Source organism: Pseudomonas sp. CAN1 (genome assembly GCF_030462585.1).
GTDB lineage: Bacteria > Pseudomonadota > Gammaproteobacteria > Pseudomonadales > Pseudomonadaceae > Pseudomonas.
On the sequence record NZ_JASMRU010000017.1, the window covers coordinates 101100 to 116712 of the forward strand.

The 15613-nt window shown below is 66.9% G+C and carries 16 protein-coding genes; 11 read left to right on the plus strand and 5 right to left on the minus strand.

Annotated elements, in window-relative coordinates; all coding sequences use genetic code 11:
• The first annotated feature begins 1 nt into the window (after position 1).
• Positions 2–145 carry a hypothetical protein gene (locus tag QO207_RS20770; RefSeq protein ID WP_301534207.1) on the plus strand — a complete coding sequence of 48 codons (144 nt, stop codon included), beginning with the start codon at positions 2–4 and terminating at the stop codon, positions 143–145.
• On the opposite strand, the gene QO207_RS20775 is transcribed toward QO207_RS20770, so the two are convergent.
• Positions 124–1227: an exo-alpha-sialidase gene (locus QO207_RS20775; RefSeq protein WP_301534208.1), complete on the minus strand. Its 1104-nt coding sequence runs from the start codon at positions 1225–1227 to the stop codon at positions 124–126. The two genes, QO207_RS20770 and QO207_RS20775, sit on opposite strands and share 22 nt — an antisense overlap.
• Before the next feature lie 28 nt (positions 1228–1255).
• Positions 1256–1525, minus strand: coding sequence for a MoaD/ThiS family protein (locus QO207_RS20780; RefSeq protein ID WP_192404720.1), 270 nt, complete (start codon positions 1523–1525; stop codon positions 1256–1258).
• A gap of 232 nt (positions 1526–1757) precedes the next feature.
• Between QO207_RS20780 and QO207_RS20785 the strand changes: the two genes are divergently transcribed.
• From QO207_RS20785 to QO207_RS20820, 8 genes are all read left to right on the plus strand, one after another.
• Positions 1758–1946 (plus strand): hypothetical protein, encoded by a 189-nt coding sequence (locus QO207_RS20785; RefSeq protein WP_301534209.1) that lies wholly within the window; start codon positions 1758–1760, stop codon positions 1944–1946.
• A gap of 174 nt (positions 1947–2120) precedes the next feature.
• Positions 2121–3485, plus strand: a complete 1365-nt coding sequence (locus QO207_RS20790; protein ID WP_301534210.1) for a glutamine synthetase family protein — start codon at positions 2121–2123, stop codon at positions 3483–3485.
• Between the two features lie 209 nt (positions 3486–3694).
• Positions 3695–5008 (plus strand): FAD-binding oxidoreductase, encoded by a 1314-nt coding sequence (locus QO207_RS20795; RefSeq protein ID WP_301534211.1) that lies wholly within the window; start codon positions 3695–3697, stop codon positions 5006–5008.
• A 778-nt stretch (positions 5009–5786) separates the two neighbouring features.
• Positions 5787–6710 (plus strand): LysR substrate-binding domain-containing protein, encoded by a 924-nt coding sequence (locus QO207_RS20800; RefSeq protein ID WP_081518536.1) that lies wholly within the window; start codon positions 5787–5789, stop codon positions 6708–6710.
• Between the two features lie 140 nt (positions 6711–6850).
• The gene (locus QO207_RS20805) at positions 6851–7936 is read left to right on the plus strand and encodes an ABC transporter ATP-binding protein (protein ID WP_301534212.1); all 1086 of its coding nucleotides are present in this window, start codon (positions 6851–6853) and stop codon (positions 7934–7936) included.
• Positions 7937–7992: 56 nt separating this feature from the next.
• Complete coding sequence (locus tag QO207_RS20810) at positions 7993–9123, plus strand: ABC transporter substrate-binding protein (protein ID WP_301534213.1); 1131 nt, start codon at positions 7993–7995, stop codon at positions 9121–9123.
• Between the two features lie 15 nt (positions 9124–9138).
• Positions 9139–9975 (plus strand): ABC transporter permease, encoded by an 837-nt coding sequence (locus tag QO207_RS20815; protein ID WP_301534214.1) that lies wholly within the window; start codon positions 9139–9141, stop codon positions 9973–9975.
• Between the two features lie 10 nt (positions 9976–9985).
• Positions 9986–10801, plus strand: a complete 816-nt coding sequence (locus tag QO207_RS20820; protein ID WP_301534215.1) for an ABC transporter permease — start codon at positions 9986–9988, stop codon at positions 10799–10801.
• A gap of 441 nt (positions 10802–11242) precedes the next feature.
• On the opposite strand, the gene tusA is transcribed toward QO207_RS20820, so the two are convergent.
• Positions 11243–11482, minus strand: coding sequence for a sulfurtransferase TusA (tusA, locus tag QO207_RS20825; protein ID WP_015477744.1), 240 nt, complete (start codon positions 11480–11482; stop codon positions 11243–11245).
• Positions 11483–11657: 175 nt separating this feature from the next.
• On the opposite strand from tusA, the gene QO207_RS20830 reads away from it, so the two are divergent.
• Entirely contained in the window at positions 11658–12923 is a 1266-nt protein-coding gene (locus QO207_RS20830; RefSeq protein WP_301534216.1) for an alpha/beta hydrolase, read from the plus strand.
• Positions 12902–13213 carry a hypothetical protein gene (locus QO207_RS20835; RefSeq protein WP_301534217.1) on the plus strand — a complete coding sequence of 104 codons (312 nt, stop codon included), beginning with the start codon at positions 12902–12904 and terminating at the stop codon, positions 13211–13213. Before QO207_RS20830 ends, QO207_RS20835 begins: the two co-directional genes overlap by 22 nt.
• Before the next feature lie 206 nt (positions 13214–13419).
• Here the strand turns inward: QO207_RS20835 and QO207_RS20840 are convergent, their stop codons facing one another.
• Positions 13420–14298 (minus strand): MaoC family dehydratase, encoded by an 879-nt coding sequence (locus QO207_RS20840; protein WP_301534218.1) that lies wholly within the window; start codon positions 14296–14298, stop codon positions 13420–13422.
• 100 nt (positions 14299–14398) lie between these two features.
• Positions 14399–15466: a 23S rRNA (cytidine(2498)-2'-O)-methyltransferase RlmM gene (gene rlmM, locus QO207_RS20845; RefSeq protein WP_301534219.1), complete on the minus strand. Its 1068-nt coding sequence runs from the start codon at positions 15464–15466 to the stop codon at positions 14399–14401.
• Positions 15467–15613: the final 147 nt, after the last annotated feature.

The window sequence follows — 15613 nt, forward strand, 5'->3', positions numbered from 1 at the left end:
CATGGAAGCCACCCACATCGGCCTGAGCATCCTGATCGCCATCGTCGTGTTCGGCACCGCGATCAACTACTTCGACCGCCGCATGAAGCCGCGCGAGGTGCGCGAGCAGGCCCGGCGCAAGGCTCAGCCGAAGCGCACGCAGTAGATCGGCGGCAGGTTCATCGACAGGCACTGCCAATGGTCACCGCCGTTCTCCGACAGCCATAGCCCACCGGTGGTGGAGCCCATCGCCAGGCAGGCGCCATCGTCGTCCACCGCCAGGCCGTGGCGATACACCAGGTCGAAAGCCGCGCCCTGGGGCAAGCCGCTGTCGAGCACCTCGAAACTGGCGCCACCGTCGCGGGTGCGGGTGACAACGAAACGGGCGTCCACCGGAATCCGGCAGATGTCCTTCACGGCGGGGACGAACCAGGCGGTGTCCGGCCGGGTCGGGTGGACAGCGACGGCGAAACCGAAGCTCGACGGCTCGACCTGCACATCGCTCCAGCGCGCGCCGCCGTCGGTGGAGGTGAAGATGCCATTGTGGTGCTGCACCCACAGGCGCTGCGGCTGCGCGGGGCACTGCACCAGGCGGTGCGGGTCCTGGATGGCGCCCTCCTCACGCAGCTCCGGCGGCATGTAGTCGGCGTACATGCCGCTGGTGGTAACGCGCCAGTTGGCCCCGCCATCGTCGCTCTGCCACACGCCGCCGCAGGACACGGCGACGGTCAGGTGCTGGCTGTCGCGCGGGTCGACGCTGACCGAGTGGATGCCCGGCCAGTCGTAGCCACCGCCCATCCAGCGCGAGCGCTCGGGGCGGTCCCAGAGCGGGCGATTGAGCTCCCAGCTATCGCCGCCATCCTCGCTGCGGAACAGGCCGCCGGGGATGGTCCCGGCCCAGAGTACGCCGGGCTCGGCAGCGCCACCGGTCTCCAGGCACCAGATCTGCTGCAGGACCCAGGGCGCCGACGGGGCTTCCCCCTCCTGGGGCGCGGGCAGCGGGTCAGGCTGCGGCGGGTAGGTCGGCACGGCGATCTCCTGCCAGTCTTCACCGCTGCGCTGGCGCCACAACTTGCAGCCGAAGTGGCCGAGGTTGAGGGCGGCGTAGAGGGTCTCGTCGCGCGGGTCGGCAAGCACCGTGCTCAGCGGTTCACCGATGAAATCACGGCGGGTTTCCTGCCAGCCGTCCGCGCCACGCTGAAAGGTGAAAAGCCCCTTGCGGGTCGCCACCAGCAATCGATCATCCATCCTGCTCTCCTGAAATACCGCTTGCTGCTCATCCGCCGCTCAGGGCCTGGACCACGTAGACCTCGCTGTCCGCCGCCAGCGCATCGCTGAGGCGCGCCCGGTCACGCAGGCGCAGGCCGTCGATGAAGATCGTCAGGTGCCGGCGCAGCCCACCCTGGTCGTCGAGCAGGTAGCCGCGCAGTTTCGGCGCTTCGACGAATACCGCTTCCAGCGCGCCGGCGAGGGTCACGGCAGGCAATTCCCGCTCCTCGATGGGAACGTGACGCTGGATCGACGGGGCGAAGACGATGCGGCACATGGACGGGCCCGTGACGGACGCTGATTGCACCAGTCTAGGGCAGACACGGCAGGCGCTCCGGGCGCTTCGACGAGGTGCGCGAACCAGAACGAAAAGGCTCTGGGACGGCCTTCGCGATGATCGTCAGCGGGCATTCAGTTTCGAATTGGCAAAACCAAACGTCGTGAAAATCACATTTAACAAACCCATACGCCGTGCGAGTCTGCGGTAATCGTCAGCCAAAACCTTCGACATGCACCTGCTCGTTTCGCCCGCACCGCTGGAACCCGTCGCCGCCCGCAAGGCCGGCAGCGTCGTCCGCCTGCCGCGCAAACATGCCCGCTGGCTCGAACTGCAACCGCTGACCCTGCCTCTGGAACTGGCCTTCTGGGCGCTCTGGCATTGCCGCCACGCGCGCCCGCCGGACTCCATCTCTCGCTGATCGGGCGCCATCGCCCGGATTCCTTCGACGGAACTACGCTCAGGAGTGGCATACGCCACTCTCGAACAAGACGTAGCCCGTTGCATCGCTTGCCTGCCTTCAATCCCGTGCCCTTCGGCGCGGCCCTGGCCTGCAGGTCGTCAGCGCATCCGCGTGGATGCTAACGAGAGCCCCATGAATTTCGCCTCCGTGCAAGAAGCCCAGGATTTCCTGGCCCAGAACTCCGATATCGAGATGGTCGAGCTGTTCATCCTCGACGCCAACGGCGTGCCACGCGGCAAGCTGCTGCACCGCGAGGAGCTGCTCGCCGTGTACCAGTCCGGCCGGCCGCTGCCCAGCACCATCCTCGGCCTCACCGTGCACGGCGAGGATGTGGAGGATTCCGGGCTTGTCTGGGACGTCGGCGATATCGACTGCCGCGCCTATCCGCTGCCCGGCAGCCTGGTACGCCTGCCCTGGCGGCAGATTCCCACGGCGGCAGTGCAGGTCAGCATGCACCCTGAAGAGGGCAAGCCGGCGGATATCGCCGACCCGCGCCACGTGCTGATCCGGGTGATCGACGGGCTCAAGGCCGATGGCTTCCATCCGGTGATGGCCTGCGAGCTGGAGTTCTACCTGCTGGACGCCAAGCGCGACGCCAACGGCCGCCCGCAACCGGCGCTGGACTCCGACGGCGGCCGTCCGCGTGCTACCCAGGTGTACGGCCTGCGCGAACTGGAGCAGATCGAGCCCTTCCTCGCCGACCTTTATGCCGCGTGCAAGGCCCAGGGCATTCCGGCGCGCACGGCCATCTCCGAATACGCGCCGGGCCAGGTGGAAATCACCCTGGAGCACGGCGACGCGCTGGTCGCCATGGACCAGGCCGTGCGCTACAAGCGCCTGGTCAAAGGCGTGGCGCACAAGCACGGCATGCAGGCGTGCTTCATGGCCAAGCCGTTCGACGACCTGGCCGGCACCGGCATGCACATGCACGTGTCGCTGGCCGATGCCGAAGGCAACAATCTGTTCGCCAGTGAAGACCCGGCGGGCACCCCGCTGCTGCGCCAGTCCGTGGGTGGCATGCTGAAAAGCCTGCTCGACTCGCTGCTGCTGTTCTGCCCCAACGCCAACTCCTACCGCCGTTTCCAGGCCAACAGCTACGCACCGCTGGCGCCGACCTGGGGCTGCGACAACCGCACCGTGAGCCTGCGCGTACCCGGAGGTCCGGCCAATACCCGCCACGTGGAGCACCGTATCTGCGGCGCCGACGCCAACCCCTATCTCGCCGCCGCGGCCATCCTCGCCGGCATCCATCGCGGTATCCGCGAGGAGATCGACCCGGGCGCACCGGTGGAAGGCAACGGCTATGCCCAGGCCAAGGAACTGCTGCCCACCGACTGGCTTACTTCGCTGCGCGCGCTGGAACGTTCCAGCTGGGCGCGCGATGCCCTGGGCCACGAATTCCTCGGCGTCTACCTGAAGGTCAAGCAGGCCGAGTACCGCCAGTTCATGGGCGAGGTCGGCGAGCAGGACTGGCGCTGGTATCTGACGCAGGCGTGAGGGCGCTCTGTTGAGTCGTGGACTCACGAGCCCCTCACCCCAGCCCTCTCCCAGAGGGAGAGGGAGCCGAATGTGCCGAGATGAGCTTTTCGCTCACTGAGGCACCCGGCGACAACCAGACATCAAGGCTTGCTCCGATCAGCCTCCTCTCCCTCTGGGAGAGGGTGAGGGAAGCAGGCGAAACGAACGAACAAGGAAGGAACACCGTAATGAACGCCGCTGTTAACCCCGCCACTCCCGCCCCCGAGCGCGCGAAGTCCTACTACTCCGCGAGCCTCAACGAAGAGACCAGCTACCCCACGCTGCAAGGCGAGGTGAACGTCGACATCGCCATCATCGGCGGCGGCTTCACCGGCGTCGCCACCGCCGTGGAGCTGGCCGAGCGCGGCTACAAGGTCGCCATCGTCGAGACCAACAAGGTCGGCTGGGGCGCCAGCGGGCGCAACGGCGGGCAGGTTACCGGCAGCCTCTCCGGCGACTCCGCCATGGAGAAGCAGATGCGCCAGTGGCTGGGCGACGATGTCGACGACTTCATCTGGCACCTGCGCTGGCGCGGCCACGAGATCATCAAGAGCCGCGTGGAGAAGTACGGCATCCCGTGCGACCTGAAATTCGGCCACCTGCACGCGGCGATGAAGCAGTCGCACATGGACGAGCTGAAGGCCACCTTCGACGACGCCAAGCGCCGTGGCATGGGCGATGAGATCAGCCTGCTGGACGGCGCCGGCGTGCGCGCGCACCTGGAGAGCGACCTCTACTGCGGCGCCATCAAGAACACCCGCAACATGCACCTGCACCCGCTCAACCTGTGCATCGGCGAAGCCAAGGCCGCCGCCAGCCTGGGCGCGCTGATCTTCGAGCACTCCGAGGTGCTCGACATCATCCACGGCCCGCGTCCGGCAGTGGTCACTTCGGGTGGGCGGATCAACGCAGCCCAGGTGATGCTGGCCGGCGACGTCTACCACAAGCTGGAGCGCAAGCAGCTCAAGGGCATGATCTTCCCGGCCATGGGCGGCATCGTCACCACCAAGCCGCTGGGCGAACTGGCCAAGCGCATCAACCCGCAGGACCTGGCGGTCTACGATTGTCGCTTCGTGCTCGACTACTACCGCATGACCGGCGACGGCCGCCTGCTGTTCGGCGGCGGCGCCAACTATTCGGGCCGCGATTCGCGCGACATCGCCGGCGAGCTGCGCCCGTGCATCGAGCGCACCTTCCCGGCGCTCAAGGGCGTGGACATCGAGTTCCAGTGGAGCTGCGCCATGGGTATCGTGATGAACCGCATCCCGCAGCTGGGCAAGCTGTCGGAGAACGTCTGGTACTGCCAGGGCTACTCCGGCCACGGCGTGGCGACCACCCACATCATGGGCGAGATCATGGCCACGGCGATGAGCGGCGACCTGGAGAAGTTCGACACCTTCGCCCAGTGCAAGCACATCCGCGTGCCCATGGGCGACGTGTTCGGCAACCCGATGCTGGCGGCGGGCATGTGGTACTACCAGATGATGGAGAAGCTGCGCTGATAACCAGCGCTCCCCTGTAGGAGCGGGCCATGCCCGCGATCCGCCGGCAGGGCCGGCGTTCAAGACGGTTTTCAACCTGGCTGGAAACTCCGGCACCAGCCTGTAGGAGCGCCCCATGGGCGCCATCGCGGGCATGGCCCGCTCCTACACGACAACTCTGGCGATGGGCGGTTCGCGAGCAAGTTCGCTCCTACAGACGGTGCTATAGCGTGGCTACGGAGTACGCCGCGGGGGATTTCGCGGACAAGGTCCGCTCCTACGCAAAGCCACGCCTCGCCGCTCTTGTCTCGTTTCTAGCTCTAAAGACTTCCACGGAAACATCCGAGCACTCCGACTGCCCCGTTCAGGAGGCCTCGTTGAAGCGGAGTTTCAGGGGTTGAGCGACATGGATGTCGCGAGAGCTGCGATGGGCCAGGGACGGCCCTTCGCAGCGTGCCCCTGAAACTGCGCTTCAACGAGGGAATTTTTCGCCTAAGCGAAAAACCGGATGTCCGGGGCAAGACCTTTGCCTCCTTTGGGTCGTTTGCCAAAGGAGGTCGCCCGAGGGGGCGAAACAGGAAGTCCAGGCGCCCACCGAAGCGACGCGGAAATACGCGAGCTGACGCAGCACGGAGCAAAGGTCAAACGTCGGCCCTGCCGACGGATCGCGGGCATGGCCCGCTCCTACAGGGGACTTCGGCGATCWAGGGGAACGCCCATCCTCCGCCCGTACCCGCAGCCACTCGACACCACCGCCCCGCTCAGGGATAAAGGCTCCACTTCGAAAATGGAGTGAGCCATGCGTTTCCCCTCGATGACCGCCCTGCGCGTGCTGGACGCCGTCGCCCGCCTGGGCAGCCTGTCCGGCGCCGCCAGCGAGCTGAGCCTGACCCGCAGCGCCGTCAGCCACCAGCTGCACAGCCTCGAAGACTGCCTGGGCATCCCGCTCACCGAGCGGGTCGGCCGCGGCATCGCGCTGACCTACCACGGCGAATGCTTCGCCCGCGAGACCCAGCGCGCCCTGGCGATCCTCAACGAGGCGCGGCGCTTCGCCAATGCCGAGGAAGTCTCCGGGCGCCTGTGCGTGAGCTGCACGCCGGGCTTCGCCACCTACTGGCTGTGCCACCAGATCGGCAAGTTCCAGCGCGCCCACCCGCAGGTGGAACTGAACCTCGTCTCGCCACGAGTGCCCGACGACGTCAGCGACCGCGACGTCGACCTGTTCATTGCCTACGGCGTGGGTGACTGGACCGACCTGCATGTGGACCTGATCGCCACCCTGGACACCTTCCCGGTATGCAGCCCGTCGCTGATCAACTCGGTGGGCGGCCTCGATTCGCCGGAAGACCTCGCCAGCCTGCCCTTCCTGCACATGGTCGACCACTCCGACTGGCTGCTGTGGACGGCCGCCGCCGGGGTGAAGAACCTCAACGTACGCAACGGCATCGTCTTCTCCGACGCCCACCTGGTGCAGTCGGCGGCCATCGCCGGCCAGGGCGTGGCCATGGGCGATGCGCTGGTCAGCGGCGATGCCATGGCCAAGGGGCAACTGGTGCGGCTGTTCAACGTCGCCATCGAGCCACCCAACCGCTACTACTTCGTTACCGACCCGGCCAAGTCCGAACGCCCCGACGTACGGGCCTTCAAGGCCTGGATGAAGGCCGAACTGCGGATGTCCGAGCAGTTCCGCCACAGCGGCCGCAGCGCCGTCATTGGTGAATGATTTCGAACAATGAGGGCGAAAAAACGCGATTGAAGCGGAGAGAGATTTGACAATACTGCATTAAAAAAAGGCCGCTGATTTTTACCCCGATCCTCACCCGGCGGCCGCTCGAACAAGAACAAGAAATCGAGGTAAGTGCAGTGGAGCGACAGCCCCAACTACGTGCCATCGGCATCGGCAAGAGCTACGGCAGTTTCAACGCGCTGGACAACGTGTCCATCGACATCCAGCAGGGCGAGTTCCTCACCCTCCTCGGGCCTTCGGGCTCCGGCAAGACCACCTTCCTGATGATCCTCGCCGGCTTCCAGGACCCGTCCCGCGGCAAGCTCGAAGAGGGCGGCGCCGACATCACCCGACGCCCCGCCGAGAAGCGCAACTTCGGCATGGTGTTCCAGGGCTACGCCCTGTTCCCGCACATGAGCATCGAGGACAACGTCGCCTTCCCGCTGAAGATCCGTGGGGTGAAGGCCGAGGAACGCAACCGCCGCGTACGCCACATGCTCGACGTGGTCGGCCTCGGCGAGCACCTGGGCAAGCGCCCCGGCGAGCTTTCCGGCGGCCAGCAGCAACGCGTGGCCATCGCCCGCGCGCTGGTGTTCGAGCCGGACATGCTGCTGCTCGACGAACCCCTCTCGGCGCTGGACAAGAACCTGCGCGAGCAGCTGCAGGCCGAACTGCAGCGTATCCATCGCCAGGTCGGCACCACCTTCGTCTTCGTCACCCACGACCAGAACGAAGCCCTCGCCCTGTCCACCCGCATCGCCATCTTCAACCGCGGCCAACTGGCCCAGGTCGACGACCCGCAGACCATCTACAACCAGCCCAGCAACCGCTTCGTCGCCGAATTCCTCGGCAAGATGAACCTGTTCCCGCTGAGCCAGGTGGGCCGCGCCGGCGAACTGGCCTGCGGGCGCTTCGGCGAGGCCGAGCTGCGCGCCAGCTACTCCAACGCCATGCAGGCCGAGGCGCCGCTGCTGGCGGTGCGCCCGGAACACATGCAGCTGCACAGCGCACCGCCGCAGGTCAGCGGCCACAACGTGGTGCAGGCGGTACTCACCGCCAAGACCTACCAGGGCGCCAGCACCGAGCTGTGCCTGGGTGCCGGCAGCGAGGGCAAGCAACCGATGAGCCTGGCCGTGCACGCTGACCACCAGGCCTCGCGCCTGGAACAGGGCGCCAAGGTCTGGCTGAGCTGGCCCATCGAGAAAAGCCTGCTGATCGCCTGAGTCGCCGAACGCGTTCGTCCCCTATTTGCTTTCCCACCTGATCGGGAGCTGCCTCCATGTTCAATCCGAAAGAGTTCAATCCGCACCAGCAAGACTGCATCGAAGTCCTCATCGAAAAGACCCGCCGCGGGCAGATCGACCGCCGCACCTTCCTCAAGGGCATGGGCCTGATGGCCGCCCTGCCGCTGGCCCTGCGTAACGGCGTGAGCTTCGCCGCCGGCGACAAGCCACTGGTGGTGGTGAACTGGGGCGGCGACGCCATCAAGGCGTTCGGCAAGGCCTGGACCGAGGGCTTCTCCAAGGCCACCGGGATCCCGGTGAAGATCGACGGCAGCGGCCCCACCGAGGGCGCCATCCGTACCCAGCTGTCCAGCGGCCGGGTGAGCTGGGACGTGGTCGACGCGGAAAGCTCGATCCTGCAGAACCTGGGCAAGGAAGGCCTGGTGCAGCCCATCGACTACAACGTCGTGTCCAAGGACAAGGTGCTGCCCGGCTTCGCCTACGAATACGGCATCGCCGACTACATGCTCAGCTACGTGATCGCCTACGACAGCGAGCGTTTCGGCGACAAGGCGCCGAAGACCTGGGCCGACTTCTGGGACGTGAAGACCTTCCCCGGCAAGCGCACCCTCTACAAGTGGATGAACGGCATGCTGGAGGCGGCGCTGCTGGCCGACGGTGTGGCGCCGGACAAGCTCTACCCGCTGGACGTGCCGCGCGCGATGAAGAAGATCGACGAGCTCAAGCCCCACGTGCTGGCCTTCTGGGGCTCGGGCGCAGAGACCCAGCAGCTGCTGATCGAGGGCGAAGTGTCCATGGGCGCGATCTGGAACACCCGCGCCCAGGTGATCACCGAAGACAGCGAAGACCGCATCAAGTGGACCTTCGACAACGCCCTGCTGGGCTGCAGCAACTGGGGCGTGCTCAAGGGCAACCCGGCCGGCACCGAAGCGGCCATGAAGTTCATCGCCTACGCCCAGGACCCGCAGTCCCAGGTGGAGCTGTTCAAGATGTTCGGCAACGGCCCGGCCAACCCCGCCGCCGCCGCGCTGATCCCGGACGACCGCAAGCACCTGAACTGCACCGACCCGGCCAACCTGCCCAAGCAGGTGATGCTCAGCCACGAGTGGTACACCGACCACTACGCGGCGACCCTGGAGCAGTACCTGACCCACATTTCCAAGTGACGCGGAGCGCAGGTCATGGCCGATAACGCCCCCTCGCGGCTCAAGCTGGGCGCCCTGCTGCTGCCGCTGCCGGTGGTTCTGATCGTGTTCTACGTACTGCCCTTCCTCGGCGTGCTCGGCTGGAGCGTGACCCTGCCGGAGCCGGGGATCGAGCAGTACCAGCGGATCATGACGGACCCGGCGATCCACGACGTGCTCTGGCGGACCTTCCGCCTGTGCACCACGGTCAGCGTGGTTTCCCTGCTGATCGCCTACCTGATGGCCTACTGCTGGGTCTACAGCCCGCCGCGCTGGCAGCGGGTGGTGGAAATCTGCGTGTTCATCCCGTTCTGGCTATCAGTGCTGGTGCGCGCGTTCGGCTGGCTGATCGCCCTGCGCAGCAACGGCCTGCTCAACGAGTGGCTGCAATACCTGGGGATCACCAGCGAGCCCTTGCAGCTCACCCGCAACGAGACGGGCGTGGTGATCGGCATGGTGCACTTCATGGTGCCCTTCGCGCTGTTCCCGCTGGTGTCGACCATGCGCCGCCTCGACCCGCGCGTGCTGCTGGCCGCACGCGGCCTGGGCGCCGGGCAGATGCGCACCTTCTGGAGCATCTTCGTGCCGCAGACCATCCCCGGCATCCTCGGCGCCTTCATCATCGTCTTCGTGTTCTGCCTGGGCTTCTTCATCACTCCGGCGATCCTCGGCGGCGGGCAGACCGTGATGGTGGCCGAGTACGTCTACCTGCAGATGTTCCAGACCAGCAACTGGGGCCTGGGCGCCGCGCTCTCGGTGGTGCTGCTGGCGCTGGTCAGCGGGATGATCTGGGCGCTGCTGCGCATGACCCGCGTCGACAAGCTGGTCGGCTGAGGACTCAACGATGAACGCACACGAAACCAAAGCCCCTAGCCGCCTGCTGGCGACCATGGCGATGATCTTCATGGTCTTCCCGCTGCTGGCGGTGATCCCGGTGTCCTTCACCAGCAAGCGCTTCCTGTCGATGCCCAACGGCAACTGGTCGCTGCGCCATTACCAGGCGCTGCTGGACAGCCCCGAATGGCTCTCGGCAATCGGCCAGAGCCTGATCGTGGCCACCGCCACCTGCATCATCGCCACCGCGCTGGCGGTGAGCTTCAGCCTCGGTATCTGGTACCTGCGCTCACGCCTGGCGACCCTGCTGATCGGCCTGGTGCTGCTGCCCATGGCGATCCCGCCGATGATTTCGGCGATGGTCCTGTACTTCATGGAAACCAAGGTCAGCCAGTTCGCCCCGGGCATCGGCTACGACACCCTGGTCGGCCTGACCATCGCGCACATCGTGATGGTCGTGCCCTACGGCGTGGTGACCATGCTGGTGGCGCTGAGCCAACTGGACCGGCGCATCGAACTGGCCGCGCGCAACCTCGGCGCGAGCCTGGGCCAGACCACCTTCATGGTGGTGCTGCCGAACCTCAAGCTGGGCGTGGCGAGCACGGCGCTGCTTTGCTTCGCGCTGAGCTGGGAGGAGATCGCGGTGACCCTGTTCGTCACCAGTACCGAGGTGAACACGTTGCCGCGGCAGATCTGGTCCGGCCTGCGTGACAACATCGACCCGGCCGTGGCCGCCATCTCCGTGGTGCTGATCGCCCTGACCTTCGTCGCGCTGATCGGCCGGATGATCGCCCAGCGCATCGCCGCGCGACCGGTCGGCAGCTGAGAAGCGACCTTGTAGGAGCGAGGGGGACGCCATCGTTATTGCTCGCGAACAGAGCTCCCGGCTGCTCCGGCGCTGGGCGGTTCGCGAGCAAGCTCGCTCCTACGAAATGCAATTTCTCCCTTCCGCATCGCAGAGAATTATCCCGCTCGGTAGGAGCGGACTCCGTCCGCGATCGCGCACCGGCTACTCCCGGCAAGAATGGAGCAGCGACAAGACATCGCGGACAGAGTCCGCTCCTACGCACCATTCAACACCGGCGGGCGGATCACTCCGTCTTCTTGCGAGTCCAGTTGAGAGGCCGCGTCGCAGAGGAATATCCCGCTCGGTAGGAGCGGACTCCGTCCGCGATCGCCCACCGGCTGCTCCCGGCAAGAAAGGAGCGGCGACAAGACATCGCGGACAGAGTCCGCTCCTACGCGCCACCCGAAATCGGCAGGGTTATCACTCCGCCTTCTTGCGAATCCAGTAAAGGTAGGTCCCCGCCTCTTCCTGCTGTTCCACCAGCTCGTGGCCGAGAAAGACGCAGAACTTGGGGATGTCGCGGCGAGTGGAAGGGTCGGTGGCGATGACCTTGAGCAGGCCGCCGGCCGGCAGGTCGCGCACCTTGTTGTGCAGCATCATGACCGGCTCGGGGCAGTTCAGGCCGGTGGCGTCGAGAATCGCATCGACAGGCTGGGACATCACGTCACTCCAGAAAAACCAATGGCGTATTCTCGCGCAAAGCGCACCGCGCGGTCACCCTGCGTCCGTCCGGGTCACCGAACCTTGGTTGGGGGTGAGCGCTGCGGGTGCCGGGCATGCTGGCGCATTCGCCCGCGCTGTCCGCCCGGACAGCCGCCTCTCGACTGGAGCCCCGATGCGCGCCCTCCTCTGCCTGTGCCTCGTGCTGCTCGCCGGCTGCGCCGCCCGCGACCAGGTCCCCGACTTCAACGCCAGCGCAGGCCAGGATCTGCCGGCCACCTGGTTCGAGGCCGTGATCACTGCCCGCGACGGCACCAGGCTCTCCGCCACCGTGTTTCAGCCGGCACTGAAGGCCGGCGAAAGCGCCCCGCTGATCGTCCACACCCACGGCTGGGGCGGCTGGCGGGTGACCGGGCCGGACGGCTACTACGGCAAGAACATGATGTCCGGCCGCGCCGCCCTGCGCGCCTGGAAGGCCGGCTTCTGGGTGGTCAGCTACGACCAGCGTGGCTGGGGCGGCAGCGACGGGCGTATCGAGATGATGAACCCGCAGTTCGAGGTGCAGGACGCCAGCGCGGTGATCGACTGGGCCGCCACCCACCTGGCTCGGCTGACCATGGACGGCCCGAACGACCCGCGCGTCGGCATGCTCGGCGAAAGCTACGGCGGCGCCGTGCAACTGCTGGCGTCCGCGGAGGACCCGCGCATAGACGCCATCGTCCCCATCGCCACCTGGTACGACCTGGCCGACGCCCTGGCACCGGACGGCCAGCTGAAGATCGGCTGGGGCGGCGTACTGGTGAGCCTGGGGCTGGCGACCGGCTACGACCTGGGCAAGTTCGTCCAGGCCGATTACCTGCACACCACCGGCGGACGCATGGCCGCGCCGGTACAGGCCGAACTGCACGCCAACAGCCTCGCCAGCTATTGCGCGGCCGGCCGCCTGCCCCATGCCGACGCGCTGCTGATCCAGGGCCTGCGCGACACCCTGTTCCCGCTGGATCAGGGCCTGCAGATCCGCCAGTGCCTGAAACAGGGCCCGGCCGACGTGCGCCTGCTGGGCATGCAGGGCGGGCACATCCTGCCGCCGCCGCTGCAGGCCTGGAGCGGGCTGCCGCCGTTCAACAACGAGCCGGTGATCCACTGCGGCTCGCGGGCGATCAACCTCTACACCGGCATCGTCGCCTGGTACGAGGAGAAGCTGCGCAAGCGCCCCGGCGCCGCCGACGGCGTGCCGGACCTGTGCATCAGCCTTGACCTCGACCAGGGCGTGGCGCTGGATGACCTGCCGGCGCCTGGCCCGACTGTGGTGCTGCCGGACACGGCAATCCGCCCGGCAGTGAGCGGCCTGCTGCAACCTTCGCGGTTCATTCCGCTGCAGCGCGTCAGCGAGCACAGCGCCCTGCTGGGCCTGCCGAAGTGCGCCTGGCTCATCCACTGAGCGAGCGCCCGGACGCGCAGCTATTCGCCGCCGTGGCGATCCGCAGCGCCGATGGCCATACCCGACGTCTGGACGAACAGGTGAAACCGTTGGCGAATCAGGGCAGCACGCGGCTGAACGCCGTCAGCGCCAGCCTCGCGCCGGGGGATGAAATCGGGCTGCTGGTGAGCGGGTTCAGCGACCAGTACCTGTTCAACAGTTCCTGGCGGATATCGCCCGTGGAGTTGCAGGGCGATGTGCAGTTACCCAGCCTGGTGCCGCTGCAACCTCGCGTCGCCGCACGCCCCTGAAACCCACTGCCGTGCGGTTCGCGAGCAAGAACTAGGCGTCCCCCTCGCTCCTACTTAAAGCGCGCCCATACGCTCTTCGTAGGAGCGGAGCTTCTCCGCGAAATCCCGACACAGCCGGGACAGTTCTGGTAGCCACACACCGGCCTGGCGGCCGGATCGCGGAGAAGCTCCGCTCCTACAAGAGCAATGCCCCTGCCGCCGGGCCGTCAGCGCAACGGCCCGTCCGGCGCCTCGTCCAGCTGCGCCAGCAGCATCGGCTGGCCATCGCCCTCGGCCGGTAGCAGCGCCCACTGTTCCTTCTGGCCCAGGCGCCGGTAGCTCTGCTTCACCTGGCTACCCAGCGGCAGCGGTGCCTTGAAGTGGGCGTCCAGGCGCACGTTCTCGGCCAGGCGGCGGCCGGTCAGGCTGCGCGCCAGGCCCCACATGCCGTGGGCGAAGGGTTTGCCGAAACCGTAGTGCGAAGCCATCAGCCGCGACAGGTGCAGCGGGTTGAAGTCGCCGCTGAGCCCGGCGTAGCGCCAGCCGACGATCTTCGGCACGCGCCACTGCACGCCAGAGTGCTGCGGCGCATCCAGGGTATGCCACTGGGCGCGCTCGGGCAGCGGATCGGGCTCGTTCTCGCCATCGAGGAAGTCGCCCCTGCGCAGGTAGGTGGTGATCGACTGCCAGTAGAGCATGTCGTGGTGCCAGGCCTCGGTGAGCACATCCACCTCCAGGCCCAGCGCGTTGCGCCGGCTGGTGAGGATGCGGCAGTCGAACTGCAGCGGCTCGTGCTCGTCGAGCATGCGGTAGCGCTGGATGTGACTGCGCAGATGAATCAGCCCGACCACCGACAGCGGCATGCGCGAGCGGCTGAGCAGGCGCAGGTGCAGCGGCAGGCTGATCACCTGCGGATAGAGCAGCGGCACGCCCAGCGCCGGGTCGAGGCCGAAGTGCTGGCGATAGGCGCGCAGATGGCGCAGGTCGAACTTCAGGGTGCGGCTGTCCATCGCCAGGTAGGGCACGCGCTCGCCCTGGCCGAGACCACGGCGCGGCAGCAGCATGCGGCTGTAACTGCCCAGGAGGGAGGGCAACTTTCGCTTCACGAACGGCTCCGGATGAATTCGCGCCGCCTAGCATGGGCAATGCCGGGCGGCGCGACAAGCCACCAAAGGTCGGGTGGCGTTGCCGGAGTGTTCCGAGTCGCTAGCGCTCGCCTTTCTCCAGGCGGCGCAGGTGGCAGGTCACTTCCTCGCGGTCGTGGTAGAGCTGCTTGCAGCCGATCTGCACCTTCAGCCCGCGCTCGCGGAAGGCTTCTTCCAGGCGATCGAGAATGCGCCGCACCTCGGCATAGCGCTGCTTCATCGGCAGCTTGAGGTTGACGATGGCCTCGCGGCACAGCCCCTCGCCGATCCAGGTTTCGATCATGGCGCCGGTGCGCGCGGGCTTCTCGACGATGTCGCAGACCATCCAGTCCATGCGCTGGCGCGGACGGTAGGCGTAGCCATCGACGCGCTGGTGCTCGACCAGCCCGGAGTACATCAGGTCTTCCGCCATCGGTCCGTTATCCACGGCAACGACGCGCATCTCGCGGTTCACCAGTTGCCAGGTCCAGCCGCCGGGGGAGGCGCCCAGGTCCACGGCGAGCATGTCCGGCGCCAGGCGGCGATCCCAGTCGGCACGCGGGATGAAGTGGTGCCAGGCCTCTTCCAGCTTCAGCGTCGAGCGGCTCGGCGCCTCGCGGGGGAACTTCAGGCGCGGGATGCCCATGGGCCACATGGCGCAGTTGCGCGACTCGGCCAGGCCGATGAAGGCCTCGCGGCCGGAGCGGAAAGTCAGCAGCAGGCGCGGCAGGCTGGGGTCTTCCACCAGCTTGCCGGCCTTCACCAGAGCGGCGCGCAGGGGCTTCTCGAACTTGCGGCAGAAGGTCGAGAGCTCCTTGCCGTCGTTGGTGTCGAACACTTCCAGCCAGAGGCTGCCGCACGGGGGGAAGTCGGCCAGGGCTTCGAGGATCGCACCGATGCGATCCGTTTCCGGCAGTGCAGTGAAGCCGTTACCACGGGCCCACTGGCGCGGGAAGATCAGCTCGGAGAAGCGCAGCTGGCGCATCAGGCGATCGGCGCCGTCGGCGTCCATACAGATGAACTCGGCATAGGCGGTAGCCGGCTTGGCCCGGGCGTAGCCGGGAACGTCCAGGCGCGCGGCGTGCTCGGACAATTCCGCGCAGACCTCATTCTCGAAGCCCGGGCGGCAGTGCAGTAACAGGGTATTCATCGGGGTGTCTCCTCGGCCGCGCACTATAGAGGCTGCCCGCGAAGGTTTCATGCAGATTCGCCGGAAATATCCCACGACAAACGCCATTTGTTCTGAACCAGCCTCCGGATCAACCGGTCAAGAACAGATGGCAAGACCCCGTCGGGC

What these genes read in the sequence shown, in the direction of transcription:
- QO207_RS20820 (WP_301534215.1), top strand. Translation starts at nt 9,986, where the DNA reads ATGAACGCACACGAAACCAAAGCCCCTAGCCGCCTGCTGGCGACCATG.
- QO207_RS20830 (WP_301534216.1), top strand. Translation starts at nt 11,658, where the DNA reads ATGCGCGCCCTCCTCTGCCTGTGCCTCGTGCTGCTCGCCGGCTGCGCC.
- QO207_RS20785 (WP_301534209.1), top strand. Translation starts at nt 1,758, where the DNA reads ATGCACCTGCTCGTTTCGCCCGCACCGCTGGAACCCGTCGCCGCCCGC.
- QO207_RS20790 (WP_301534210.1), top strand. Translation starts at nt 2,121, where the DNA reads ATGAATTTCGCCTCCGTGCAAGAAGCCCAGGATTTCCTGGCCCAGAAC.
- QO207_RS20780 (WP_192404720.1), bottom strand. Translation starts at nt 1,525, where the DNA reads ATGTGCCGCATCGTCTTCGCCCCGTCGATCCAGCGTCACGTTCCCATC.
- QO207_RS20770 (WP_301534207.1), top strand. Translation starts at nt 2, where the DNA reads ATGGAAGCCACCCACATCGGCCTGAGCATCCTGATCGCCATCGTCGTG.
- QO207_RS20800 (WP_081518536.1), top strand. Translation starts at nt 5,787, where the DNA reads ATGCGTTTCCCCTCGATGACCGCCCTGCGCGTGCTGGACGCCGTCGCC.
- QO207_RS20775 (WP_301534208.1), bottom strand. Translation starts at nt 1,227, where the DNA reads ATGGATGATCGATTGCTGGTGGCGACCCGCAAGGGGCTTTTCACCTTT.
- QO207_RS20815 (WP_301534214.1), top strand. Translation starts at nt 9,139, where the DNA reads ATGGCCGATAACGCCCCCTCGCGGCTCAAGCTGGGCGCCCTGCTGCTG.
- tusA (WP_015477744.1), bottom strand. Translation starts at nt 11,482, where the DNA reads ATGTCCCAGCCTGTCGATGCGATTCTCGACGCCACCGGCCTGAACTGC.
- QO207_RS20795 (WP_301534211.1), top strand. Translation starts at nt 3,695, where the DNA reads ATGAACGCCGCTGTTAACCCCGCCACTCCCGCCCCCGAGCGCGCGAAG.
- rlmM (WP_301534219.1), bottom strand. Translation starts at nt 15,466, where the DNA reads ATGAATACCCTGTTACTGCACTGCCGCCCGGGCTTCGAGAATGAGGTC.
- QO207_RS20810 (WP_301534213.1), top strand. Translation starts at nt 7,993, where the DNA reads ATGTTCAATCCGAAAGAGTTCAATCCGCACCAGCAAGACTGCATCGAA.